The organism is Sandarakinorhabdus sp., assembly GCF_031422795.1.
Taxonomy (GTDB): domain Bacteria; phylum Pseudomonadota; class Alphaproteobacteria; order Sphingomonadales; family Sphingomonadaceae; genus Sandarakinorhabdus.
On sequence record NZ_JANPML010000153.1, the window covers coordinates 1 to 23,295 of the forward strand.

General features: G+C 64.9%; 21 protein-coding genes and 1 tRNA gene. 5 read left to right on the forward strand and 17 right to left on the reverse strand.

Features of this window, described 5'->3' with window-relative positions; translation table 11 throughout:
* Window positions 1-1,035, reverse strand: a 1,035-nt coding sequence (locus RMO81_RS05615) for a S8 family serine peptidase (RefSeq protein ID WP_310474785.1), incomplete at its 3' end; no start/stop codon positions are given.
* Between RMO81_RS05615 and RMO81_RS05620 the strand changes: the two genes are divergently transcribed.
* Window positions 1,012-1,257, forward strand: coding sequence for a sigma factor-like helix-turn-helix DNA-binding protein (locus RMO81_RS05620; RefSeq protein WP_310474786.1), 246 nt, complete (start codon window positions 1,012-1,014; stop codon window positions 1,255-1,257). The genes RMO81_RS05615 and RMO81_RS05620 overlap by 24 nt on opposite strands.
* Window positions 1,254-2,027: a hypothetical protein gene (locus RMO81_RS05625; protein WP_310474787.1), complete on the forward strand. Its 774-nt coding sequence runs from the start codon at window positions 1,254-1,256 to the stop codon at window positions 2,025-2,027. The genes RMO81_RS05620 and RMO81_RS05625 overlap by 4 nt, the downstream gene beginning before the upstream one ends.
* Before the next feature lie 66 nt (window positions 2,028-2,093).
* On the opposite strand, the gene RMO81_RS05630 is transcribed toward RMO81_RS05625, so the two are convergent.
* Genes RMO81_RS05630 through RMO81_RS05660 form a run of 7 tightly spaced genes read right to left on the reverse strand, consistent with a single transcriptional unit; the run spans window position 2,094 to window position 6,684 of the window.
* Complete coding sequence (locus tag RMO81_RS05630; RefSeq protein ID WP_310474788.1) at window positions 2,094-2,408, reverse strand: hypothetical protein; 315 nt, start codon at window positions 2,406-2,408, stop codon at window positions 2,094-2,096.
* A 15-nt stretch (window positions 2,409-2,423) separates the two neighbouring features.
* On the reverse strand, window positions 2,424-3,146 hold the full coding sequence (locus RMO81_RS05635; RefSeq protein ID WP_310474790.1) for a porin: 723 nt from the start codon (window positions 3,144-3,146) through the stop codon (window positions 2,424-2,426).
* A 2-nt stretch (window positions 3,147-3,148) separates the two neighbouring features.
* Window positions 3,149-3,403 carry a hypothetical protein gene (locus RMO81_RS05640; RefSeq protein ID WP_310474791.1) on the reverse strand — a complete coding sequence of 85 codons (255 nt, stop codon included), beginning with the start codon at window positions 3,401-3,403 and terminating at the stop codon, window positions 3,149-3,151.
* 9 nt (window positions 3,404-3,412) lie between these two features.
* Window positions 3,413-4,045, reverse strand: a complete 633-nt coding sequence (locus tag RMO81_RS05645; protein WP_310474792.1) for an alpha/beta fold hydrolase — start codon at window positions 4,043-4,045, stop codon at window positions 3,413-3,415.
* A 4-nt stretch (window positions 4,046-4,049) separates the two neighbouring features.
* A complete protein-coding gene (locus RMO81_RS05650) occupies window positions 4,050-5,006 on the reverse strand; it encodes a hypothetical protein (protein ID WP_310474793.1) in 957 nt (318 codons plus the stop codon).
* Window positions 5,003-6,103 (reverse strand): DUF1611 domain-containing protein, encoded by a 1,101-nt coding sequence (locus tag RMO81_RS05655; RefSeq protein ID WP_310474794.1) that lies wholly within the window; start codon window positions 6,101-6,103, stop codon window positions 5,003-5,005. Before RMO81_RS05655 ends, RMO81_RS05650 begins: the two co-directional genes overlap by 4 nt.
* 41 nt (window positions 6,104-6,144) lie before the next feature.
* The gene (locus RMO81_RS05660) at window positions 6,145-6,684 is read right to left on the reverse strand and encodes a hypothetical protein (RefSeq protein ID WP_310474795.1); all 540 of its coding nucleotides are present in this window, start codon (window positions 6,682-6,684) and stop codon (window positions 6,145-6,147) included.
* A gap of 205 nt (window positions 6,685-6,889) precedes the next feature.
* Here RMO81_RS05660 and RMO81_RS05665 point away from each other — a divergent pair, with 205 nt between their 5' ends.
* A complete protein-coding gene (locus RMO81_RS05665; RefSeq protein WP_310474796.1) occupies window positions 6,890-7,447 on the forward strand; it encodes an aspartyl/asparaginyl beta-hydroxylase domain-containing protein in 558 nt (185 codons plus the stop codon).
* A gap of 227 nt (window positions 7,448-7,674) precedes the next feature.
* Here RMO81_RS05665 and RMO81_RS05670 read toward each other — a convergent pair whose 3' ends face one another.
* Window positions 7,675-7,845, reverse strand: coding sequence for a hypothetical protein (locus RMO81_RS05670; protein WP_310474797.1), 171 nt, complete (start codon window positions 7,843-7,845; stop codon window positions 7,675-7,677).
* Between the two features lie 224 nt (window positions 7,846-8,069).
* Here RMO81_RS05670 and RMO81_RS05675 point away from each other — a divergent pair, with 224 nt between their 5' ends.
* Complete coding sequence (locus RMO81_RS05675; protein ID WP_310474798.1) at window positions 8,070-11,531, forward strand: AAA family ATPase; 3,462 nt, start codon at window positions 8,070-8,072, stop codon at window positions 11,529-11,531.
* 2 nt (window positions 11,532-11,533) lie between these two features.
* On the opposite strand, the gene RMO81_RS05680 is transcribed toward RMO81_RS05675, so the two are convergent.
* From RMO81_RS05680 to moaA, 7 genes are all read right to left on the reverse strand, one after another.
* Complete coding sequence (locus tag RMO81_RS05680; protein ID WP_310474799.1) at window positions 11,534-12,463, reverse strand: polyprenyl synthetase family protein; 930 nt, start codon at window positions 12,461-12,463, stop codon at window positions 11,534-11,536.
* A 33-nt stretch (window positions 12,464-12,496) separates the two neighbouring features.
* Window positions 12,497-14,152, reverse strand: a complete 1,656-nt coding sequence (locus RMO81_RS05685) for an FAD-dependent oxidoreductase (RefSeq protein WP_310474808.1) — start codon at window positions 14,150-14,152, stop codon at window positions 12,497-12,499.
* 21 nt (window positions 14,153-14,173) lie between these two features.
* On the reverse strand, window positions 14,174-14,674 hold the full coding sequence (locus RMO81_RS05690) for an NAD(P)/FAD-dependent oxidoreductase (protein WP_310474801.1): 501 nt from the start codon (window positions 14,672-14,674) through the stop codon (window positions 14,174-14,176).
* The gene (locus tag RMO81_RS05695) at window positions 14,671-16,191 is read right to left on the reverse strand and encodes an NAD(P)/FAD-dependent oxidoreductase (protein WP_310474803.1); all 1,521 of its coding nucleotides are present in this window, start codon (window positions 16,189-16,191) and stop codon (window positions 14,671-14,673) included. The genes RMO81_RS05690 and RMO81_RS05695 overlap by 4 nt, the downstream gene beginning before the upstream one ends.
* Window positions 16,192-16,395: 204 nt before the next feature.
* Window positions 16,396-16,470 (reverse strand) — tRNA-Asn (locus RMO81_RS05700).
* Window positions 16,471-16,558: 88 nt separating this feature from the next.
* Window positions 16,559-17,323, reverse strand: a complete 765-nt coding sequence (locus tag RMO81_RS05705) for an NAD kinase (protein ID WP_310474804.1) — start codon at window positions 17,321-17,323, stop codon at window positions 16,559-16,561.
* Between the two features lie 13 nt (window positions 17,324-17,336).
* Entirely contained in the window at window positions 17,337-18,398 is a 1,062-nt protein-coding gene (gene moaA, locus RMO81_RS05710) for a GTP 3',8-cyclase MoaA (RefSeq protein ID WP_310474805.1), read from the reverse strand.
* 69 nt (window positions 18,399-18,467) lie between these two features.
* Here moaA and RMO81_RS05715 point away from each other — a divergent pair, with 69 nt between their 5' ends.
* Window positions 18,468-20,291 carry a bifunctional diguanylate cyclase/phosphodiesterase gene (locus RMO81_RS05715; protein ID WP_310474806.1) on the forward strand — a complete coding sequence of 608 codons (1,824 nt, stop codon included), beginning with the start codon at window positions 18,468-18,470 and terminating at the stop codon, window positions 20,289-20,291.
* A gap of 312 nt (window positions 20,292-20,603) precedes the next feature.
* Here RMO81_RS05715 and mfd read toward each other — a convergent pair.
* A partial coding sequence (gene mfd, locus RMO81_RS05720) for a transcription-repair coupling factor (protein ID WP_310474807.1) occupies window positions 20,604-23,295 on the reverse strand: 2,692 nt, incomplete at its 5' end.

Sequence of the window (23,295 nt, forward strand, 5' to 3'; positions counted from 1 at the left end):
ATAGGCGGCCGGGAAGGCTGGCGGGGCCGCCGGGCCATCATTGCCGGCCGCTGCCACGATGATATGGCCGCGCGCCGCCAGCCGGGCGATGGCATCGGCCACCACCGGGTTATTGGCGCCCGACAGGCTGACATTGATCACTGCCACCTTTTGCGCGGCCATCCAGTCCAGCGCGCGCACCACGGCCAGCGCGGAACCGGCGCTGCGGCGCGGGCCGGAAAACACGTCGCCCACGATGATTTCGGTGCGGCTGCCCGGGGCCGGTTCGGTGCCGGCGATCAGGCTGGAAATGATGGTGCCGTGCAGCGCCGGATCGGGGGCGCCGCCATTGAAGCCCTGCTGCACCAGCCGCGTGCGCTTCAGATCTGGCAGGGTGCCGGCCACGCCGGTATCGATCACGCCGATGCGGCACGGGCAGGCGCGCCGGGTCACCCGCTGCGGCTTGCCGCCGGAACGGACCAGCGCCGACGTGCGGTCAAACAAGTGATTGAGCGAGTGCGGCGCGCTGCCGATCAGGCCATCAAGCTGCACCAGCGCATCAATATCCTTCACCCGGGCCGGCGACGCCAGCAGCACGGCCTGGCCGCTGAGCGATGCCATCTTGTGCCGTTCCAGCACGCGAAAGCCGGCGCGGGTCAGCCGGGCAATGCCGGCATCATCGACGCCCAGCGCCACCAGTTCGCCGCGGCGATAACGAAAGCCGTCATCGTCACTTTCGATAGCTTCCTGCTTGTCCAGCCGGGCGCGCTGGCGGGAATCTTCCACGCCAGCGTATTGCGCGGCGGCAGGCAGGTCTGCGCCATCGTCGCCGTTATCATCAGCGGCACTGCTGCCGGGCGCGTCGCCGGGAGCATCATTGCGGTCGTCGGCAGCGCCGTTGTCGTCGTCGTCATTGCCGGCTGCATCACCGCCGCCGGCTGTCGGTGCATCATCGTCGTCATCGGCCCCGCCGCCGCTGGTGGCCGCAGCCGGGCCATCATCATCATCGCCCGTGCCGCCGATCTGTTCGACATGCCGGGCGAAGACGGCAACCATACGCAGGAACAGCGCGATACCGGTGACAGGGTGCGCGCCGCCGTCGCCGCCCTGCCGGCCGAACAGCGCCAGCTGGTGGCGTTGGTGCTGGTGGAAGGCCTGGCCTACCGCGAAGCAGCTGAAGTGTTGAACATTCCGATTGGCACCGTGATGAGCCGCGTGGCCCGCGCCCGCGCCGCACTGGTTGGCCAACTGGCACAGGCGGGGGTAATGCCATCATGATCAGCGATACCGAACTGTTGGCATATCTGAACGGCCAGCTGGCTGAGCCGCGCATGACTGAAATCGAATCGGCGCTGGCCGCCGACGCGGCCGTGATGGCCCGGCTGGAGGCGCTGGCCGATGGCAGCGCAGCCGTCGATCAAACCGTGGCCGCCGCCTTTGATGCGGTTCTGGCCGAACCGGTGCCGCCGGCCCTGCTGGCTGCGGCCAGTCCGCCGCCGCTGGCAGCGGCCAGTCCGACCGTGGTGGATTTTGCTGCCGCCCGCGCCGCCCGCGACCAATCCGCTGCCGCCCGCAGCCCGATTCGCTGGTGGCAACCGGCGGCGCTGGCCGCATCGCTGGCCATTGGCCTGGTGATCGGCACCGGCGTGCAAAAGGGCGACAGCGATGCGCTGATCATCGCTGATTCCACGGGCACCCGCGCTGGCCCGACATTGGCGGCAGCGCTGGCCAGCACCCGCAGCGGCACCGATGCAAAGCTGCCGGGCGGCGTGTTGCGCCCGTTGATCAGTGTGCGCGCCGGCAATGGCGATTTGTGCCGCCAGTTCGGCGTGCAGCAGGATCAGACGGCGCTTGTCGCGCTGGCCTGCCGGCGCGGCGATCAATGGCAGATCGTGGTGGCCAGCAGCGCGGTTGCCAGCCGCAACGAATATGCCCAGGCCGCCGGCCCGGGTGAAGCCGCCATCACGGCCGCGCTCGATGCGCTGGCCGCCGGCGAGCCGCTGGATGCCGAGGCCGAAGCCAAAGCGCTGACGGCCCCGAAGCCCTGACGGCAAACGAAAGCCGCCGGCGGCCTTGCGGCGCGCCGGCGGTTTTTTGTGTGTTGGGCAAACGGCCTAGAACAGGAAGGCCAATTCCATCAGGCCAACCATGCCACGGCGGCGGCTGCGGCCGGTTTCGCGTTCGACAAAGCGGGTGAGATCGGCGCGCAGCTGGATGTTGCGGCTGATCGAAAAATAGCCGCCAGCGCTGATCAGGTCGTTGCGTTCGGTGCTGGCCGTGGCATGCGCCGCCGACGCCGAAACGCCCCAGCGCGGCATCACCCAGGCCACACCGGCACTGATCTCGCGCTGGTTGAAGCCCGGCGTGCGGCGGTTGCTGTCCCCCCGGTCAACATAGGAGCCGCCGATGCGCAGCGGCCCATTGCGCACATCAAGGCCGACATTCTAGGCATCGAGACCGCGGCGACCGGTTTCCGGTGCGGCCCGGGCGGTAACCCAGCCGCCGCTGACCCCCAACACCCAATTGCCCAGCGGTTGCTGGAAATTGCCGCCAATTTCGATCGCGTCGCGCAGGATGATGCGATCCCTTGGATCGGGATCACGCTGATTGCGTTGAAATTTCGGCGCCCACGACACGCCGGCGCGGAACCCGGCCACTGGCGGCGAGAGATAGACGATCTTGAAGGCATCGCCGGTATCGGGCGCGACCAGCAGGGCCTGTGTGCCGGCATAGCGCGAGAAATCGCCGCGCACCTGGCCCAGGCCCAAAATGGGCGCGCGAAAGGCCAGCTGTTCGTTGCCGCCATCCTGCAGCCCCACTTCCAGCCGGCCGAAATCCGACGAGACAAAGCCAAAGGCTTCGCCGGTCTGCAGCACTTCGGTTTCGCGGCTGATGCGGCCTTGATCGATATAGGCGCCAAACAGCAGGCCGCCCTTGGTCACCCATTCGGCGTTGATCCGCACCGAAGCGTCGTAGCCGGTGCCGGTACGGGCGCGGCCAGCGCGATTTTCGTCAATCACAGCTGCCTGGCCCGACAGCACGCCGCCGACCCGGATATCCAGGCCGCCGCGTTCGATTCGCAGCTCGGGCAGTTCGGGGATGGCAGCGAGCGCCGGGGCGACCGGCAGCGTGGCGACAAGCGCCAACGACGTCAGCAACATCTTCATGATCAATAACCCCTGATATGGTCGAAGATGGCGACTGAGGGCGCCCTTGCCGCAACTACATGGTGAATGTCCAGCCCAAGACTGGCCGTGATTGATGGTTGTGACCATAAGCGCGCTGGCTCGTCTTCCAGCCAGCCCGTCAGAACCGCAAACATGCCGCCATCGGTGGCATAGGATTCAAACTGGTGGCGATGCGCGGGAATGATCTTCAGCCTGATATCGGCCTTCACAGCCAGGCGGCGTGCTGCGGCTTTCATGGCCTGGGTCTAGGCGCGGGCGCGGGCCAGCCGGTGCGGCCCCTGCTGACGGTCGATCCGCGGCGACTGGTTGAGCGAGGCCGTGCGCAGATTGTCGCCGCTTCCGACGAACACCAGCGTCGGGATCGCCAGCAGCTTTTTCAGCTCGGGTTGCAGCGGCGCATTGTTCAGCCCGGCCGGCCAGGCTTCGCCGGGTTCGGGCATGGTGTACCAGCCGGCGGCCGCTAGGCACAATTTGCGCACGCGGTCGGGGTGGAACAGGGCAAAACGGTGGGCAAACTGCGCGCCGCCGGAAAAGCCGAACAGTTTGATCTGCCTGGCATTGAAGCCGTCGATGATCAGCCAATCCAGCAGGTTGATCAGCGCCTGATCGGCGCTTTGGCCGCTGCGGCCAGCGGCGAGCTGCTGATAACGGCCCATGGCGCGGCGTTCGAACAGCGGCGCCACGATCACCCTGTCGCCCAGCCCGTTCTGGCTGGCGCGCAGCACCTGTTCGGCGGCATTGCGCGAAATGCCGTGCACCATCACCACCACCGGCAAGCGGCTGAGCGTCAGGGGCGAGTGGCCGGTGGGAACATGCAGATAATGATCCGGCACACCGGGGGCGGGTGAGCGGACGAAGCGGAGCTGGAAATGGCCCATGGGATTAATCCTCGATTGCGGGTGATGGTGGGGGAAGATCGGCCTTGCCGGCCAAAGCGCGGGCATCGGCGTTATCAAGGCGGGTGGTGATCTGTTCGAGGGCGACACCGCCGCCGGCCAGCGCATGCAGGGCGCGGGCCACATCCAGCAGCCGCGCCGCAGCAAAGCCCGCCAGGCCCAGCGCGGCGATCAGTGCGCGTTGATCAGACGATCCCAGTGCAAGCAGGGCCAGCACGGTGAGGCCGCCGCCAGCAAGGGCAACGCCGTCCATCAGGCCGACCATGGTGGCCCGCCGGATCGCCATGGTGGCGGCGCGTTCGGCGCGCACATCCAGCCGGCGGCGATCGGCCCGGCTGACGCGTTGCTGCGCCGGCACGGCCTGTTCTGCCGGTACCCGCAGCCGCCGCAACACAAAACGGGTGAGCTGCGCGCGCGCCTGGCGCTGCTGCGCGATGCGGCCGGCGAGCTGGCGATACAGCACCAGCAAAACCAAGGTTGCGGCCAGCAGGGGCAGCAGGCCCGCTGCCAGCGCCGGATACTGCACGGCCATCAGGATCGCACCGCTGCTGCTGGCCACGCCAGCGGTTAGCAGCGCGGCCGGGCCGCGGGCAGCCCAGTTGCGCACGGCCGAAAGATCGCCGACGAACGGCAGCACCAGCCGGGCTTCTTCAACCCGGCCAATGGCGGGAATGGCGGCAGCAAACAGTTTCTGGCGCAGCGCCAGCACATAGGATTGTGCCAGTTTCTCGCCGACCCAGCGTTCCATCAGGCCAGTGCTGCCGGCCAGCACCGCGCAGGCCAGCAGGCCAATCGCCGGCAGAACCAACAGGCTCTGCGTGGTGACGGCGGTGCTGATGATGCCAGAGGAGATCGCGGCAATGCCGGCCTGCACGGCACCGGTTGTCACCAATCCGGCAAACAACAGGCGCCGTTCGCCATCCACAAGGCGGGGCAGGCTCATGCCGCCACGCTCTGGCCAGCATTGTCGCCCAGCAGCAGCTTGGGCACCTGCACCGGATCGCGCAGCATGCCCAGGCTGACCACGGGCACGCCCGACACCAGCTCGGCTTCGCGTGCAGCCAGCGGCGAGATCGAGAGCAGGCCGGTGATGGCCGTGGCCGGCAGGCCCATGTTGGCCAGCATGGCCGCGCCGTGGCAGGCGCTCATGGCGTCACCGGCGGCAAAGATGACGCTGCGGAACCAGGCGTGCTGTTGGGCTTGCGCCAGCAGCATGGCGGTTTCGCGCTGGAACAGCCCATCGGCGATTTCCACCACCACGATATCATGATCCGGGCGGCCCAGATTGCCGAGCAGGGTCTGGGTGATGGTCGTCAGTTCCGCCATGTCGAGCATGTAGGTGCTGGCATAGCCGGCATCGGTGAAATCATAGGCGGTGATGGCGCCGGCGTCGCGCATCGTCCACAGATCGCCGCCCGAACCGGTACCGGTCAGCTTTGCCGCGCCCACCTTGAAGCCGGCGCGGGTCAGGCCGTGGATGATGCCAGCAGCAGACGTCGTCTTGCCGGCATTCATCGACGATCCCACCACGGCGATCACCGGCGGCAGTTCAGCGGTGGCATCGGGCGCCGCCAGGGCGAAATCGGCCAGGTTCATGATGCTGCCCGATTTGCGGGCAATCAGGCCGATCGGGCGGATATCGGTGGCCGGGCGCATGCGGGCATGGCGCACCAGCACTTCGCTGGCTACGCCGCCGCCAGCGGCCAGGTGGCAGGCGCCCAGATGCGCGGGCACCATCGCTTCGAACTGATCGGGCGCATAGCGATTGCCGTAGGCCACGATCACTTCGTCACCCACATAAAGCTGGCCGCGCCGTCCGGCATGGTTCTCCATGCGCGGATGCTGGCCAAGATCGCTGATTTCCGCCAGCAGCAGATCGCCGGGCTTGGGTGTCACACCGCGCCGCTTGAGCGCATGGGCTTCGCCGAAATTGACATTGCGCGTGGTGAAGGCGGCGCGGGCCATCATCAGCCGGGCCTGCAGAGTGTTGGCCGCAGTCAGGTGGGACGAGGGCAGCTTGGGCGTGATGTGCTTGATCATGGTCAGGGTCTCCTTGGGGGCAAAAGAGGGCGGCAGCGCGCTTAGCGAGCGGCCAGGTGAAGCGTGTTCTGCTGCAGCAGGCGGTTGATCGCGCTGGCCGCGAAGTGCGCAAACAGATCGGTCGGGACCATGCGGGCTTCACTGATGATGGTGTGGGCATCGGCGCAGAAGCGGCCGCGATCATTGGTGTTGGCCAGACGATTGTAGAGGCTGGTGAGCTGGCGATCCTGGGCGGTCTGCCACTGGCTGCCATGCAGCTTCTGGAAACGCTGTTGTTCAGCCGACCAGGTGCGGGCCAGCAACGGCGCATGGGCGCGCAGCAGCCAGTTGTAGCCGCTGATCATCGCCCGATCGCCGCACATCAGCGCGGCCACATTCAGGCTCGACCGCAATTGCCACACTTGTTCCGATGTTGCCGGCGCAGCGGCCAGCACGGCCACGGCTGGCATTGGCGCCATCACATGGCTTTCGCGCGTCATCTGCTGGGCAGCAGCTGCAGCCGACGGAATGGTGGCAGCAGCCGGCAGGCTGATGGTCAGCAGGGCCAGGGAAAGGTGCAGGCTGGGCAGCAGCTTGGTCATTGTCGAAAGGCTCCATCGGTCACCGGCTTGGTGCCGGGGTCTCGACAGGCAAAACGCGAGCAGCAGCCGGATTATTCCGGGCGATGGGCCGGAAAAATTTTCGTCGCGGTCGCTGGTGTTGGCGGGAATAAACCGCCGGCAGCCTGCGTTTGTCTCGCATGGCCGCTGTGAAAAGCGGCGGCGCCAAGCGCGGGAGACAAGGCATATGCGCAATTTCTGTTTGATTGAATCCGGCATCGAACCAGCGCCATTTCTGGCCGAGATCGCCGCCCAGGATGATCCGTTCGGTGCCGTGACCGGACGGCAAGCCAAGATCGCGGTGCAGCGGGAGGCGCTGGCCATTCCCCTGCGCGGGGTTCGCAAATCGGCGCTGGCCGGGCGCGACCCGCGCGATGTGCACGAAAGTCGCTGGACCAGCGGCGCGATCACCTATCCGCTGGCCTGCGCCTTCATCGAACGGATCGCCACTGCGCTGGACAGCGAATTGTCACGCGCCAAGATCGTCTGCCTGCCGGCTGGGCACCGCGTGTATCCGCACACCGATCGCGGCGAATATTACCGCCTGCGCAACCGCAATCATCTGGTGCTGAAATCCAGCCTGGGCAGCTGGCTGCGCTCAGGCGACGAAGATGTGCGGATGCGCGAAGGCGAACTGTGGTGGTTCGACAATGATCAGCTGCATGAAGCCCACAACGATGGCGACGAAGATCGCATTCACATCATTTTTGATCTGCTGCCCCGCCACCGGAGAGCAGAGATCTGAACCGAAACGGCCAGTGTAAAGGCCGTGCTGGCCTGAACCGATCGACAATTGCGCCATCAACAGGCTTTCCGCCGGCTCATCTCCAACACCCCCGTTGAGATCGGCGGCAGCCTGTACCTTGCGAAAAAGATGGTCCAATTACCGGCGAGTTCAGGCCAGCTTATTTTCATTCCGACAACGCTGACTGGCAGGCCAGACCGCGCCGATGGCCGCGAATGCCGCGCAATTCAGCGGTTGGGCGTTTGGCCGCGTTGGCCACTGGCCGGCCGGTTGCCCAATTGATTGGCTGGCGATGTCGTCTTGCTCGCCTGGAACGTTTCGCGTTCGCGTTCCATCTGCTGCCAGAATTTCTGGTCGAGCGCCGCCAGATCGCTGGATGGCAATTTTCGTTCGGTCACGCGCGTTTCCTCCCCCCGGAAGCAGCGGCGCAGGCGCACCGCCAATGGGCGAAATCCTAACCCATCCAACAGGTAACGCCAAGCGCCGTATCAGGCACAGCGGCCGTATTGCGTCGCCTCGCATTTGCGCGGCCATTGTCGGTCAAGCCGCCTTGTCCTAAGGGGTGACGACGGGGCAAACATGGCGTGATGGTGGGTGATGCGCTGCTCGTGGGGACGTGCTGTTGGACGTTTTTCTTTCGTATAATCGCGAAGACCAGCAACAGGCCCAGGTGGTGGTGCGCGGGCTGGAAGCATTGGGCCTGACGGTTTGGTGGGACGCGGATCTGCGCGCCGGACAAGCCTATGACGAAGTGACCGAAAACGCGCTGCGCACTGCCGCCGCAGTGGTTGTGATGTGGTCACAGCGCGCGGTGGCGTCGCGCTGGGTACGGGCCGAAGCGACATTGGCCCAGCGTCTGGGCACGCTGGTGCCGTGCATGATCGAGATGTGCGAGCGGCCCATCATGTTCGAACTGGTGCAGACCGCTGATCTGACGCACTGGACAGGCGACCAGAACGACCGCGCCTGGCTGGATTTTGCTGCCCATGTGCGCGCGGTGATCGCGGCCCGTCACCCGCCTGCTGGCCCTGATGCTGCGCGCCCTGCTGCGCCTGAACGCCCGCGCGCGGCGCCAAAACCGAGCAATGAACGGCGCGAAGTGACGTTTCTATCGGGCGAAATTGCCGATGGCCATCGCGCCGCCATGGCGCTTGATCCAGAAGATTGGCACGAACTTCTGGTGAGCCTGGCCGGTGCTCTCGATGCGGTTGTGAGCCGTTTTGGCAGCAGCATCAAATGGGATGGGCATCGTTTTGCCTGCAGCTTTGGTTATCCGGTCGCCCAGGAAGACGCAGCCCGGCGCAGCGTTCAGGCCGCGCTGGAACTGCGGGCGCGGCTGCGGGCGATGGCGCTGCGGCCGACTGACTGGCCGGGTGGGCCGCTGGAACTGAAGATCGGCGTGCACGCCGGTGATGTGCTGGTGACCCGCAATGACCGCGGCGAGGTCGAGCTGTTTGGCGAAGGCAGCGCCGTGGCCAGCCGCCTGCGTGATCGTGCCGAGCCGGGGGGCGTGCTCGTTTCAGAAACGGTGCGGCAACTGGCCAGCCGGTCCTTTGTGCTGCAGCCGGTGCCGGGCGATGATGGGCGTGAACAGGCCTATGCCGTGCAATCCGCCCATTCGCACAGCGGCAATCGCAGTTTTGGCGCCACCACGCGGTTTGTCGGGCGCGAGGATGATCTGCACCTGATCGCCAGCCGTTGGCGCAAAGTTCTGGCCGGCAACAGCCAGCTGGTGCTGGTGCGCGGCGAAGCGGGCATCGGCAAATCGCGATTGATCGACGAATTCCGCAGCGGGCTGGAACCGGCGGGGCATTTCTGGCTGATGCTGCAAGGCTCGTCGATGTTCCCCAATACGCCTTATCACGCGATCGGGCAGCTGCTGCAGGGGCTGGACGAAGATGGGGCCGGGGAGAGCGATCGGGCGCTGGCGATGCTGGCTGATGCGGCGCGGCCCCTGGTTGATGTACCTGAAACCGGCGGCGGCGATCTGCGGCGCCGGCAGCTGCACGGTGCCTTTGCCAATGCATTGTTTGCGCTGGCGCAGGAACGGCCGCTGGTGCTGATGATCGATGATCTGCACTGGATCGATCCGTCCACCCTCGAGATTGTCGAAATGCTGGTGGAGCAGGCCGATCAGGACAGTTTGCTGTTTGTGGCGACCGCCCGCCCGGAGTTCGTCGCGCCCTGGCCCGAACACGAACATCACTGCCGATTGACGCTGGGACGGCTGCCGCAGGACGATGTGCGCAAAATGGTGGAGCATGTGCTGGCCGACGCCATGCTGCCCGGCAACGCCATGACGCTGCTGGTTGATCGGGCCGATGGTGTGCCGCTGTTTGCCGAGGAACTGGCCCGGATGGTCGCCAACGGCAGCAGCGACGGCAGTACCATGACCCTGCCATCGACCCTGCGGGCGCTGCTGGCGGCGCGGATGGATCGGCTGGCCGCAGCGCGGCAGGTGCTGCAGATGGGTGCCGTGCTTGGCCGCAGTTTCCCCTTTGATCTGCTGCAGCACATGACCGGGCTGGCCACCAGCGAACTGGCGCCGATGCTGGAACAGCTGACGGATGAACATCTGTTGCTGGTGCGTGGTTCCATTCCGGCAGCCCAGTATCGTTTCAAACATGCGCTGCTGCAGGATGCGGCCTATGAAACCCTGCCGCGCAAGCAGCAGCGCGAATTGCACCGCTTGGCCGCCACCACGCTGGTGACCAATTTCCCCGATCTGGCCGCCAGCCAGCGCGAAGTCGTCGCCAATCACTGGACGCGTGCCGGCGCCACGGCCGAAGCGGTCGCCGCCTGGATCGCGGCGGGGGACGCCGCCACGCATCGGGCCGCGGCCAAGGAAGCCGAAGCCGATTTCCGCAAGGGGCTGGCGCTGATCGGCGGCCTGCCGGAAGGGCCGGAGCGTGACGAGATCGCATTCGATCTGTGGAGCAAGCTGAACCGGGCGCTGCAGGAAACCCATGGCTATGCCGACCCGCGCACCGCAGAGGCTGGCATGCGGGCCGCTGAACTGGCCGCCCGCAGCGGCAAGCTGGGCCGGGTGCTGCTGCAGGAAGCGCAGCTGTGGCGCACGGCCATCACCGCCGGCGATTATCACAAGGCCGATGTCATCCGCGAAAATGTTCTGGCCCGCGCGGCGCTGATGCCGCCAGAAGACGTGCCGCCGTGGATGGCCATCTTTGCCACCAACGCCCGGCTGCAGACCAGTTTCTATGCCGGCCGCATCCATGATTTCGAAGCGGAATGGCAGGCGTGGCACACGCTCGTGTCAAACGGCACGACGGGCCATGCGCCGGCTGACATGGTCATTGCCACTGGCGTTGGTGCGCTGGGGGCGTGGATGGCGGGCCGATCGGATCTGGCGCGTGATCGCATGCTATCGGCGCTCGATCTGGCCCAGCAGACCAAGCAACCTTATGCCATTGTGGTCGCGCATCATTTCGCCGGCACATTGTATAATCTGGAAGAAGATGCCGCTGCCACCCACGATCACAGCCGCAAGGCGATCGCACTGTGCGCGGCCAATGGCTATGATTATATCCTGCACCTGGTGCAGGCCAAACTGGGCTGGGGCCTGCCGCCCGAAGCAATCACGCCGGAAGATATCGCCAAGATGCGGCAATCGATCGATGAGATGATCGCCAGCGAGGCCAAGATCGGCAGCAGCATCAATATCAATAATCTCGCCGCCACCCTTGAACGCTCCGGCCGGACCGAAGAGGCCATGGCGGCGGTGGAATGGGCCTTTGCCACCAACCCGCAAGAGCGTGTGGGCTTGCCCCAGACTTTCGAGATCAAGAGCCGCCTGCTGGCAGCCAGCGGTGACCGTGCGGCGGCCATTGCCTGCTTGCGCGAAGGTTTGGCGCTTGCGGTCGAACTGGGCACGCTGGCGCCGGAACTGGCGCTGGCCGGGCAGCTTGCCGAAACCCTGATCGCGCAGAATGACGGCGCAAAAGGCAATGCAGCGGCCTGGGCGGCGGCCCGCGCCGTGCTTACCGAAACCCTGGCGCGCTGCGGCCCCGATACCCACACCCCGGCGTTGGGCCGGGCGCGGGCACGGCTCGCCAGCCTGTCCTGATCCTAACGCCGCGACAGTTCGCGTGTGTGGGCGACCAGCTGAAGCAGGCGCTGCGGCTGTTTTGCATGCACCTGCGCTTCCCAGCAGGCATCCTTGGCCAGCTGGTCGAGATGAAGCTCGGCAGCGGGCAGTTGGGCGATCATGGCGTGTTTGATGATCTCCAGATCGGCGGGTGAAGGATTGCTGCTGCAGAAGCGCTGCCGGATCGCGGGATCCTGAATGGCCAGCGCGGCGGGCAGGGTCAAAATACCATCGCGCAGATCTTCTTCGCCGCCGCCGCCCAGCGATTGCAGGCCCTTGACGTCACCGACGTCGTCGCAGCCATGATAAACCATGCCCAGCAAGCGGCCGAATTTGCGCAGGCTTTCATCGCGAGTGGCAAGGCAAGCGCAGGTTTCAAACATGGAGCCCGTGTCCTCGCCGGCAATTTCTTCCCAGTCCGCCACGCCCAGCGGTTGCCGGCGCAATCGCCACTGCGCGCACTCGGCCACGCCCAGCCGCTTTACCAGATCGGCAAACAGCAAGATGTCGTGGGGATCGTGGGCAGACAGCGCAAAGCCATCGGCCTGGATATAGCCCGACGCCATCAAGGCCGGCAGCATGCCGAATTTGGCGTGCAGGGTCGCCTTGCTGCGGCGTTCGTCGGATTGATCGAGGATATCGTCGACCACCAGCGACATGTTGTGCATCATTTCCAGCACGGCGGCCGATCGGATCATCGTGTCGGGAACCGCTGTCTCGTTAACGGCGCGGTAGCAGGCAAAGATGGTCAAAGGCCTGAAATATTTGGAGCCGGTGTCGAACTGCCAGTGCATCAGTTCCCGCATCTCGGGCGAAACGCCTTCGACCCAATCGGCCAGATAGCGGCACAGGCGGTCGATTTCGTCCGCAAGATCCAGCTCGGCGACAATCCCTGCCGTTATCTTGTCCACGCTGCCCTGTCCTTTTTTTCGCGCTGATGGTGATCAGTTCTTGATGCGGGCGCGGCGCTTGTAGGCCTCTGCGCCCTTTGCCGCACCGGCGGCGCCAGCCAGCAACGTGCCCAGCACAGTTTGGGCCAGATCGATCGCGCCAGCCGCCATGTCTGCGGCCGCACTGGTGCTGCTGCCTGCTGCCGCCCTGCCGGCGATGTCCGCAGCCGCCTTCGCGGCGATGTCAGCGGCCGCCTTCGCGGCGGGACCCAGCTTGCCATCGTTCAGCAGGCTGATGGCATAATCGGCACACTCGCCGGCCACCATCAGCAGGGCGGCGCCGACCCCGATTTCCTCGTCGACCGGCTGCCCCGGCTGAAAGGTGATTTCCGATGGCTGGATGGTCGGGCCATCCTGTTTGCGGCCCTTTTCGAACAGGGCTTCGTCAGCAGACTGGCGCGGCGGCGGCAAGTGCGGATCCCGGGTGGCAAGGCTGCGTGCCAGCCAATAGGCACCCTTCCACCAATCGATGGTGAACTGCAGCGGCACCACCGCCATATAATCCAGCAGCGGATAATGATTGCCCTGGTGCAGACGATTTTCGTCGGTGAGATTTTCGATATACTCATCCACCGCGGCAAGGCCGAGCGCGCCATAGGCAACCGGCAGCATCAATTGGCGCATCGCCCGGGTCGCGGCGTCGCTGTACACGACATGGCCCTTGGCCTGGATCGGCTGGCCGCGCTCCTTGCCGCCGTGCAGCGCGGCATCGGCCATCTGAATCGCACGCGCGGCCGAAATGCCGGAGATCACCGCGCCTTCGATGGTCGCCATGTCCACTTCGTTGCGGCAGAAATCGCCGGCAAAGGCGATGCGCGGCAGGGTGGCCGGGAAATAGGCCGGCGGCCGCCATTCCCAGCTGCCGACATCGTTCAGGAACAATCTGTGGCGGCGGTTGTCGCGAACATTGGTCTTGGTCCAGTCGATGTTCGCTGCTGCATCGCCCCAGGCCTTGCCGGGCTTTATTTCCGGAAAATATTCCTGAAGCTCGCGCAGCATTGCATGGCCTTGCGGCTGGAGATCCTTGCTGGGAATGGAGTCGCCATCGGACGCGGCCACCACCAATGCCGTCTTGCCGCCGAAGTCGACCTTGTCCCACAATTGCGAGAGATCGAGCACCGAAAGCCCGAATGTCGATCCCGCCAGACCGATGTTGTCCTTTGGGAAATCTGGCAATTTCTCCTTGAGATACAGATCGACGACCGGGATCACCACCGATCCCATCTTTTGCAAATTGGCCAGCGACGGTTCGCTTTCCACCAGGGTTTTGCCGATCTGATCAGCGCCGCCGTTGAACGCGATGCCGGCCAATGCCTCGACCGGCACGGCAAGCACTGCATGATCATATTGGATCGTCTGGCAGGCCGTGTCGTTTTCCCTATTGGCGACGGTGCTGATTGTCAGACAGGGTTTGTCGTCCACCAGCAGCAATTGCGTGACGCTGGTATTGCATTGGACAACGCAGCCCAGCTTTTCGAGATGCTGGTGCAGCGGCGTGACCAATTCGCTGCCCATGCCGCCCTTCAGCAGCCAGGCAAAGGGCGCGTGACTGGGAAATTGCGAGCTGTGTCGCAGGAAATTCTGGTAGGTGGCCGCGGCCGTTTTTTCGCTGTTGATCGACCAGATCAGCTTGATGATATAATTGGCCATCTTGGCCACCGGTTCGGTGCCCTAGCCGCGGGAATAGAGGTAGCCGTTCACATCCAGCATCTGCAGCTGGTTGCGCCCGGAACGATCGAACGGAAAGGCCACCAGATCGGTATCGGCATAGCCGAGCAGAAACATCTGGGCTGGCATGAGCGCGCCGGAACCCAGATTGGCGATGACGGCTGGAATCGACGTCGGATTGTGCAGTTCGACATAGTCTGGCTTGTCGCGCACGCGCATCTTGACCGTGGCATGCGGTTCGAAGCGATCTTCCCGCTTGCGGCCCAGTTCGCCTTCGAAAAGGTTCCAGAAATTGGCATACCAATCGCAGAACATGTGCGGATAAACGTCATGTTCGACGCCATCGACAACGCAGGATGATGTGTTGCCGCCCAGCGTATTGCTGGCCTCGAACAGGGTGACGGCAAAGCCGGCTTTCTGCAGCTGGATTGCCGCCGATATGCCGGCCAGCCCGCCGCCCACCACGGCCACAGTCGGTTTTTCGGAACTGGGCGTCTGCGTCATCGCGCCATCTCCTGTGCCAATGGTCCCCGCAGCCGGGGATTTTCCCGCGTCTTCAATGATGGCCCCAGCTTGCCGGCGGCCGCCATGATGTCACCCAGCCAGCGCACATGCCAGGCCGCATCATCGGCAACCGAAGCGCGCCAGCCGCGCTGCCAGGCCAGCCAATCACCCGCCAGTTCATTACCGCTGTTGCGTCCGCCGGCCAGCGCCAGCAATGCGCCCGGGCCCTGGCGCACCAACGTCTCGGCGATCGCCATCCACACCTGGCCAATCATGGCCAGCGGCTGAACGTTGAGGCCGCCAAAGGCGGTGCCTGAAACCGAGGCAAAATCATGGTCATGCTGGGCGCGTTCAAAGCCCTGCCGGGTCGATCGAAACCCGAATTCGGCAAAGTGGCGGTTGCGCAGCACCGTGGCGCAGAAAACCAGATAGCCCATGGCCGGATCGAAATGCGCCCGGAATTCCTCGTCATAGCGCACGAGATCATCCTGTTCGAACCTGCCGCGTTCCAACGCCTCGGCAACGGTGCGGCTGGCGATGATCGAGGATTCCATGCCCTGGGTGATGCCTTCACCAGTCATCGGATCGACAAAGCCGCCGGCATCGCCAACCAGCACGCCGCCGGCAAAATGGTTGCGGGTGATGCCGCCATACATGTGCACAGCGCCGCCCAGCGGCTTGCTGGCCAGCCGGGCATTGGCGCAGCCGGGGTGGCGGATGCGCAGCCGATCCACGGCTTCGCGGAAACATTGCTGGACCGACATGCCGAACCGGTCACAAGTCTCGCTGAGCAGGCCGACGCCCATGTTGGCGCGGCCGCCCGACATGGGGAACATCCAGCCATAGCCCGGATAATGATCCTCATCGAACCAGATGCAGGCTTCGCCGGGTTCGACGTCGATATCCTCGATATAGACGCGCTGCGAAACGCCGATATGGCGGCGATCACTGCGCCCCAGGCCAGCATGGCGGGCCACCACCGATTGCACGCCATCGGCCCCGACCACCATTGGCGCGCTGATCTCGCGGACGCTGTCGCCCTGCGCCACGGTCAGGATCATCTGGCCATCTTCGCGCCGCAAATTCTTGGCGGCAGTGGCCCGAAACACCTTGGCACCCTTGGCTTCGGCATTGGCCAGCAAGACCGTATCAAGCTGGTCGCGCGGGATGATATAGCCGTGCGGCGGCATGCCGTGGGCGCCGTCGTAATAAGGAATTTCGCCCGCATAGGGCATGCGCGGCCCGAAATAGACGCGATTGCGGGTGATCGGCATGCGCTGATCAAGCCCCAGCGCAGCGGTACAGCCCATGGCCTCCAGCAGCCGCAGCCCAGCGGGTTCGACAAAATCGCCGCATACTTTTTCGCGCGGGAAGATGGCGCGTTCGACAATCGCCACATTGATGCCGCGCCGGGCCAGCGCCCAGCCTGCCGCAGCGCCAGCCGGGCCGCCGCCGACCACGATCGCATCAAATTTGTCGGTCACCACGCGCTGTTCGCCCCCACGATCATCAGCCATGCAAAGCAGGTAACTGCCCCCGCCCGGACGTGCCGAAAACAGCGTCAAATCAGACGTTAAATAGGGCTTGGACGCAATGATAGCGTCATTCGCCGCACCTGCAAGAAAGAACAGTGAAGCCCCATAGCTGTGATCAGCACTGCGGGCTGAAAATTGAGGGGCCGGCATAGGGGGCGTCGGCCATGGCGCCTGATAATCCCACGCTGGCTCCCCGGGTAGGGATCGAACCTACGACCATTCGATTAACAGTCGAATGCTCTACCGCTGAGCTACCGAGGAACAGCGTGGGAGCGCTCCCTTAGCGAGGGCAGAAGGGATTGCCAAGGCAAAAAATCAGCCCGGCCCAGCTCCAACCTCAACCAAAGCCTCAGCTTGCGAACTGTTCCAGGCTGATGCGATCATCCAGCGCATATTCCGGGTCGAACAACAGGGTCAGGCTGATGCTGCGGTCGATCGCCACTTTCACATGGGCAACGTCGCGCACTTCCATCTGGTCCGCCACGGCCGACAACGGTCGTTTGTTGGCTTCGCGCACTTCGAATTCGATCTGGCTGGCCGCCGGCAACAGTGCGCCGCGCCAGCGCCGGGGGCGGAACGGCGAGATCGGCGTGAGGGCAAGCAGATCGGCTTCGAGCGGCAATATCGGGCCGTTGGCCGACAGGTTGTAGGCGGTCGATCCGGCCGGCGTCGCCACCAGCACGCCATCGCAGATCAATTCTTCCATCCGGGTCTTGCCATCGATGATGATGCCGATCTTGGCGGTCTGGCGTGTTTCCCTGAGCAGCGAAACTTCGTTGATGGCCGGGTGGGTGACGGTTTCGCCCGCTGTCGTGGTGGCGGTCATCTGCAACGGATGCAGCACGAACGGCTTGGCGGCGGCCACCCGTTCTTCCAGCTTCGTCGCCTTGAAATCGTTCATCAGGAAACCGACCGTGCCGCGATTCATGCCGAACATCGGCTTGGGATCCTGAAACTGCATGGCTTCGTGCAGGCAGTGCAGCAGATGGCCATCGCCGCCCAGTGCCACCACTACATCGGCTTCGCGCACGGGCACGAAATCATGTTGCTTGCGCAGCGCGTCGCCGGCGGCACGGGCGACATGGCTGTCGGAAACGATCAGCGCGAGTTTCATTCCGTTTGGGTCCTCAGCCGCCAGTAAGGCTCATGTGGCGGGCCACAGCGGGCCGGGCGCCGCGCCGCTCGATCACGAAATCATGACCACGGGGCTTGCGGCTGATCGCTTCATCCAGCGCCGCATCGATGGCAGCTTCATCGCTGCCAGACCCGTTCGTTCCCAGTCTCCGGATCACGCTGCGCAGATCGGCCTGATCATCCTGGCCCAGGCACATGAACAATTGCCCGGTTGCCGTCAGCCGCACGCGGTTGCAGCTTTCGCAGAAATTGTGGGTGAGCGGAGTGATGAAACCCAACTGCAGGCCAAGTTCTTCAACATGAACATAGCGCGCCGGCCCGCCGGTGCGGTGCGGCAGATCGGTGAGCGTGTAATGCTGCGCCAGATCACGGCGCACGCGCGACAGCGGCAGATACTGATCCACCCGGTCTTCGCCGATTTCGCCCAGCGGCATGGTCTCGATCAGAGTCAGATCATGGCCACCGGCGGCAGCAAAGCGCATCAAAGCTTCGATTTCATCGGCGTTTTCATGGGCCAGCGCCACTGTGTTGAGCTTCACCTGCAGACCGGCGGCCTTGGCAGCGGCGATGCCGTCCAGCACTTGCGGCAGGCGGCCCCAGCGGGTGATGCGGGCGAACTTGTCGACATCCAGCGTGTCCAGGCTAATGTTCACGCGGCGCACCCCGGCGGCAAACAGCGCCTCGGCATGACGGGCCATCTGGCTGCCATTGCTGGTCAGGGTGAGTTCTTCCAGCGCGCCATTTTTCAGGTGGCGGCCCAGGCTGTTCACCAGATCGATGATGCCGCGCCGCACCAGCGGTTCGCCGCCGGTCAGCCGCAGTTTGCGGGTGCCGCGCCGGATGAAGGCGCTGGCAATGCGGTCGATCTCCTCCAGGCTCAGCACTTCATTTTTCGGCAGGAAGGTCATGTCTTCGGCCATGCAATAAACGCAGCGGAAATCGCAGCGGTCAGTCACCGAAACACGCAGATAGGTGATGGCGCGGCCGAACGGATCGACCAGCGGCCGTGTGGCCGCGGTCGGCGCGCTTGCCACGCTGTTGCCATCGCCAAACATCACCATAAGCCTGTGGCACGCCTGCATCGCTTGGCAAGCGCTTTTCGTGTTAACCAATATGCAGCTTGATTGTCGGGCTGGACAGACAGACAGGAACGCGTCAACGTCGATTTGCATGAAATCGAGCAGAAGGGGCAGTTTCTGGAGATCATGGGCGCAATGAACGCCGAACCGGTGTTGATCGTTTCGCCACGTTACGCCGATGACGTGGCGGCGCTGGTTGCGGCTGCCGGCCAGGCCCCACGCTTGGAACGCCGCGCCGAATTGGCCGCTGGCCGCTTTGCCGCAGAACCAGTGCGCGTCGTGGTGGTGGATGCCCGCGGGGCGTTGTCGGCCGGGCTTGCAGTGGCGCAGGCGCTGGGCCCGGCAGTGGAAGTCCGGCGCGGTGCCATGCTGGTGCTGCTGTCCCGCAATGATGCCGATGCGGCTGGCGCGGCGCGCGATGCCGGTGCGACGTCGGTGATGGTTTCCCCGTTCGGGTCCGACAGTTTTGCAACTGCCCTGCAATTGGCGGGTCGCCATGCCGATCGGCTCGCTGCCGCCGCTGCTGCTCCCCTGCCGCCGGATTCCGGCGAGTCAGACCGGTTGACCGGCCTGGCCAGCATCGAACGCCTGCAAAACTGGCTGTCTGAACAGCGCGCCGCCGAAACGCCCTGCGGGGTAATCGTGATCGGTGTTGGCCGCTTTGCCCAGATCAACACCATTTATGGCCGCGACGTTGCCGATCGCCTGCTCGCGGTGATCGCCCGGCGGCTGGGGCCGATTGCCGATTCCCGGACCCCCAGCGGTGAGTTGCGGCTGCTGTCGCGGCTGACCGCGGCGGAATTCGCCATCGGTATCTCCGGTGCCGGCGCAGCCGACAAATTGGAACGGCTGGCCCGCCAGATGCTGCGTGGTTTTGAACGGCCCTTTGCCATCGATGATCGCCTGATCCATGTTTCAGGCCGCGCCGGCATCGCCTGGGATGATGGCAGCATGGAAGGTGATCCGGCCAGCGTCGCCACCGCCCTGCTGCGCGAAGCTTCCATCGCGCTTTCCGATGCGCGCGGCCGCGAACCCGGCGCTGTCGCCCGCTTCCATCAGGAAAGCGACCGCGAGGCGCTGGCCCGCCGCGCCGATCTGGAATCCGATCTGTTCGGCGCGCTGAAAGATGGCGGCATCACCATCCTGTTCCAGCCGCAATCCAGCCTGTCTGATGGCGTTGTTGGCGGGGTGGAGGCGCTGTCGCGCTGGGATCACCCGCTGCACGGCCGGCTGTCGGCGATTACCCTGCTCGAAACCGCTGCCTCTGCCGAACTGGCGCTGGCCGTCGGCCGCCACATCCGTTCCCGCGCCATCGCCACGGCCGCTGCGTGGACCGGCGCGCTGGCCGATCTGAAAATCTCGCTGAACGTGACCGCCGCCGATCTTGCCGATCCCGAATTCATCGATTCACTGGCCAAGGATCTCACCACGTCCGGCCTGTCGCCGCGCCGACTGGTGATCGAAGTGACCGAAGAAGCCATCATCAACGATCTCGATGCCGCCGCCGCGACGCTCTCGCTGCTCCGCCGCGACGGGGTTGGCATCGCGCTCGATGATTTTGGTGCCGGCTATTCCAGCCTCGCCCGCCTTGCGCGCCTGCCGGTGGACACCATCAAGCTCGATCGCAGTTTTGCCCAGGGCCTGACCGGTAGCGAACGCGAACGCATCGTGGTGGAAGGCATGATCGCCACCGCCCGCCGGCTTGGCCTCACCGTCGTCGCCGAAGGCATCGAAGACGATGTGCAACTCGCCGCCGCCCGCGCCGCCGGTTGCCAATGGGTGCAAGGCTATTGCGTGGCCCCGCCGCTCGATCAGGTCGCGCTGACGGCGTTCTGCAACCGCCGCAAATCCAAGACGAGCGTGGCGTAAGCCTAAGGGGCCTCCGGCGGGCAGGGGCGAGGCCCCTGCACCCGTTCGTTCAAGGTTTTCCACCAGCCACCGCAACCGTTCCGCTGCCCAAAGGTCACGAAAGTCACAGTTTCGGCCGGTTTCAGGCATTTTCCTGATTGCATTTTGAAAGAGCATCGGTTGAGACCGGTCCTCATCATAGCCTGCAATTTCCGGTGTAGGACAGGCTGAACATGGATGCTGACATGCGCCAGCATGACTTTATCTGCGGGTTTGAGCGTGAACCCAAACAAGTGGGTGCAGGGACTGCGTCCCTGCCCGCCGGAGGCCGCCTTATTTCCTGCCGAACTTCGACTTGAACACTGCCGGCCGCATCGGCGCCTTCGTTGGCGGCAAGGGTTTCGCCGCCGGTTTCGCCACCGGCTTCAGCTTCGCGCCGGCCGCCAGTTTGCTCAGTGACGAAGCGATGGTGAGCGCCCCTTTCAGCCGAGTCCGGTCGTCGCCCCATTCGGCGGCGATGAACAGTTTCTGGTCGGGCCGCACCTTGGCGCGTTCGCCCAGCCTGCTGATATAATCCATCAGCGCATCGGGGTTGGCGAAACGGTCGTCGCGGAAGGTGACAAGGCCGCCCTTCCGGCCGGCTTCCAGCTTGGCGATGCCGGCGGTGATGCAGGCCTGTTTGATCTCGATGACGGTGAGCAGGTTTTCGACTTCTGAAGGCAGCTTGCCGAACCGGTCGATGATTTCGGCGGCGAGGCTGTCGATGCCGGCGCGGCTGTCGATCTCGTTCAGGCGGCGATAGAGCGCCATGCGCACGTTGAGATCGGGCACATAGTGATCGGGGATCAGGATCGGCACTTCGGCGGTGATCTGGGGGCTGAAGGCTTCGGCTGGCGGCTTCATGCCGGCGGCTTCGGCGCGGGCTTCCAGGATCGCATCTTCCAGCATGGACTGGTAAAGTTCGAAGCCGATCTCCTTGATATGGCCGGATTGTTCGTCGCCGAGCAGATTGCCGGCGCCGCGCTGATCGAGATCGTGGCTGGCGAGCTGGAACCCGGCGCCCAGCGTGTCGAGTTGGGACAGCACCTGCAGCCGTTTTTCGGCGCCTTCGGTGACGGATTGGCCGGCCGCGGTGGTGAGATAGGCGTAGGCGCGGGTCTTGCCGCGCCCGACACGGCCACGTATCTGATACAGCTGAGCAAGGCCGAAGCGGTCCGCGCGGTGAACGATCAGCGTGTTGGCGGACGGAATGTCGAGCCCGGATTCGATGATGGTGGTCGAAAGCAGCACGTCATAGCGCTTGTCGTAGAAGGCGCTCATGCGCTCCTCCACTTCCGATGGCGCCATCTGGCCGTGGGCGGTGATCGGCTTCACTTCCGGCACCTGCTCGCGCAGGAATTGTTCGATATCAGCCAGATCGGCGATGCGCGGCACCACGAAGAAACTTTGCCCGCCGCGATAATGTTCACGCAGCAGCGCCTCGCGGATCACCACTTCATCGAACGGGCTCACATAGGTCCGCACGGCGAGGCGATCGACCGGCGGTGTGGCGATGATCGACATTTCCCTGAGGCCGGTCAGTGCCATCTGCAGCGTGCGCGGTATCGGCGTGGCGGTGAGGGTGAGCATGTGGACATCGGCCTTCAGCGCCTTGAGCCGTTCCTTGTGGACGACGCCAAAGCGCTGTTCTTCATCGACGACAACCAGCCCAAGCCGTTTGAACTCGATTGATTTGGCCAGGATGGCGTGGGTACCGACGATGATATCGACCGTGCCATCGGCCAGGCCCTGTCGTGCATCGCGCGCGTCGTTGGCGTTCACCAGGCGGGAAAGATGGCGCACTTCCACCGGCAGCCCGGTGAAGCGTTCGCGGAAGCTTTGATAGTGCTGGCGGGCGAGCAACGTGGTCGGGCAGACGATGGCGACCTGCATGCCCGACATGGCGGCAGCATAAGCCGCACGCAACGCCACCTCGGTCTTGCCGAAGCCAACGTCGCCGCAGACCAGCCGGTCCATCGGCCGGCCAGAGGTGAGATCGTCCACCACGTCGGCGATGGCCTTCAACTGATCGTCGGTTTCGGCATAGGGGAAGCGGTCGACGAACGCCGCCATGCCGTGGCTGTCGATCTGCACCGGTTCGCCTTCGCGCAGGGCGCGCGCTGCCGCTGTTGCCAGCAATTCGCCGGCAATTTCACGGATGCGGTTCTTCATCCGCGCCTTGCGCGTGCTCCAGGCGACGCCGCCCAGTTTGTCGAGACCAACGCCTTCGGAATCGCTGCCATAGCGGGTGAGAACGTCGATATTCTCGACCGGCACATACAGCTTGTCGCCGCCATCATAGGTGAGGGCGACGCAATCATGCGGTTTGCCGCCGATCGGGATGGCCATCAGCCCATCGTAACGCCCGATGCCATGATCGCGGTGAACGATGAGATCGCCGGGCGTCAGCATCGCCAGTTCGGCCATGAAGGCATCGGCCTTGCGCGCCGAACGCGCCTTGCGAATGAGGCGGTCGCCCAGCATGTCCTGTTCGGTGAGCAGGGTCAGGCTGCCGCGTGCGTCTTGCCGCGTGAAGCCGTGATCGAGCGGCAGCACGGTGAACACGATCTGGCCGGCGGCAGCGAGCCCCTGCGCTTCCTGCCAATGATCGGCGGTGACGAGCCGCTGCACGCCTTCATCAGCGAGCAGGCCGCGCAGCCGTTCGCGCGCGCCATTGGAGTAGCTGGCCAGCACCACCCGGTCGCCGGCGGCGCGGCGTTCTTCGATATGGGCCTTGATGGCGGTGTAGACCGGTGCGCCGCCATTGGCCTGGCCTACGCGTTCCGGGGCGAAATCGCGGGCCGGCACGGCGTCGCAATCAATGGCAAACAGCGTGCCGGGCGCGACGCTGTGCGGGCTGCTGCCGTGGACGGCATGGGCGGTGAGCTTGCCGGCCCATTCCTCGCGGGTGAGGTAAAGCGCGTCCGGGGCGAGCGGGCGGTAGCTGCCCTTTTTTTGGCTGAGCGCGGCAACGCGGTTGTCGTGA

What these genes read in the sequence shown, in the direction of transcription:
- moaA (WP_310474805.1), bottom strand. Translation starts at nt 18,398, where the DNA reads ATGTTTGGCGATGGCAACAGCGTGGCAAGCGCGCCGACCGCGGCCACA.
- RMO81_RS05665 (WP_310474796.1), top strand. Translation starts at nt 6,890, where the DNA reads ATGCGCAATTTCTGTTTGATTGAATCCGGCATCGAACCAGCGCCATTT.
- RMO81_RS05705 (WP_310474804.1), bottom strand. Translation starts at nt 17,323, where the DNA reads ATGAAACTCGCGCTGATCGTTTCCGACAGCCATGTCGCCCGTGCCGCC.
- RMO81_RS05650 (WP_310474793.1), bottom strand. Translation starts at nt 5,006, where the DNA reads ATGAGCCTGCCCCGCCTTGTGGATGGCGAACGGCGCCTGTTGTTTGCC.
- RMO81_RS05640 (WP_310474791.1), bottom strand. Translation starts at nt 3,403, where the DNA reads ATGAAAGCCGCAGCACGCCGCCTGGCTGTGAAGGCCGATATCAGGCTG.
- RMO81_RS05660 (WP_310474795.1), bottom strand. Translation starts at nt 6,684, where the DNA reads ATGACCAAGCTGCTGCCCAGCCTGCACCTTTCCCTGGCCCTGCTGACC.
- RMO81_RS05685 (WP_310474808.1), bottom strand. Translation starts at nt 14,152, where the DNA reads ATGGCCAATTATATCATCAAGCTGATCTGGTCGATCAACAGCGAAAAA.
- RMO81_RS05690 (WP_310474801.1), bottom strand. Translation starts at nt 14,674, where the DNA reads ATGACGCAGACGCCCAGTTCCGAAAAACCGACTGTGGCCGTGGTGGGC.
- RMO81_RS05625 (WP_310474787.1), top strand. Translation starts at nt 1,254, where the DNA reads ATGATCAGCGATACCGAACTGTTGGCATATCTGAACGGCCAGCTGGCT.
- RMO81_RS05645 (WP_310474792.1), bottom strand. Translation starts at nt 4,045, where the DNA reads ATGGGCCATTTCCAGCTCCGCTTCGTCCGCTCACCCGCCCCCGGTGTG.
- RMO81_RS05620 (WP_310474786.1), top strand. Translation starts at nt 1,012, where the DNA reads ATGCCGGGCGAAGACGGCAACCATACGCAGGAACAGCGCGATACCGGT.
- RMO81_RS05695 (WP_310474803.1), bottom strand. Translation starts at nt 16,191, where the DNA reads ATGGCTGATGATCGTGGGGGCGAACAGCGCGTGGTGACCGACAAATTT.
- RMO81_RS05635 (WP_310474790.1), bottom strand. Translation starts at nt 3,146, where the DNA reads ATGAAGATGTTGCTGACGTCGTTGGCGCTTGTCGCCACGCTGCCGGTC.
- RMO81_RS05655 (WP_310474794.1), bottom strand. Translation starts at nt 6,103, where the DNA reads ATGATCAAGCACATCACGCCCAAGCTGCCCTCGTCCCACCTGACTGCG.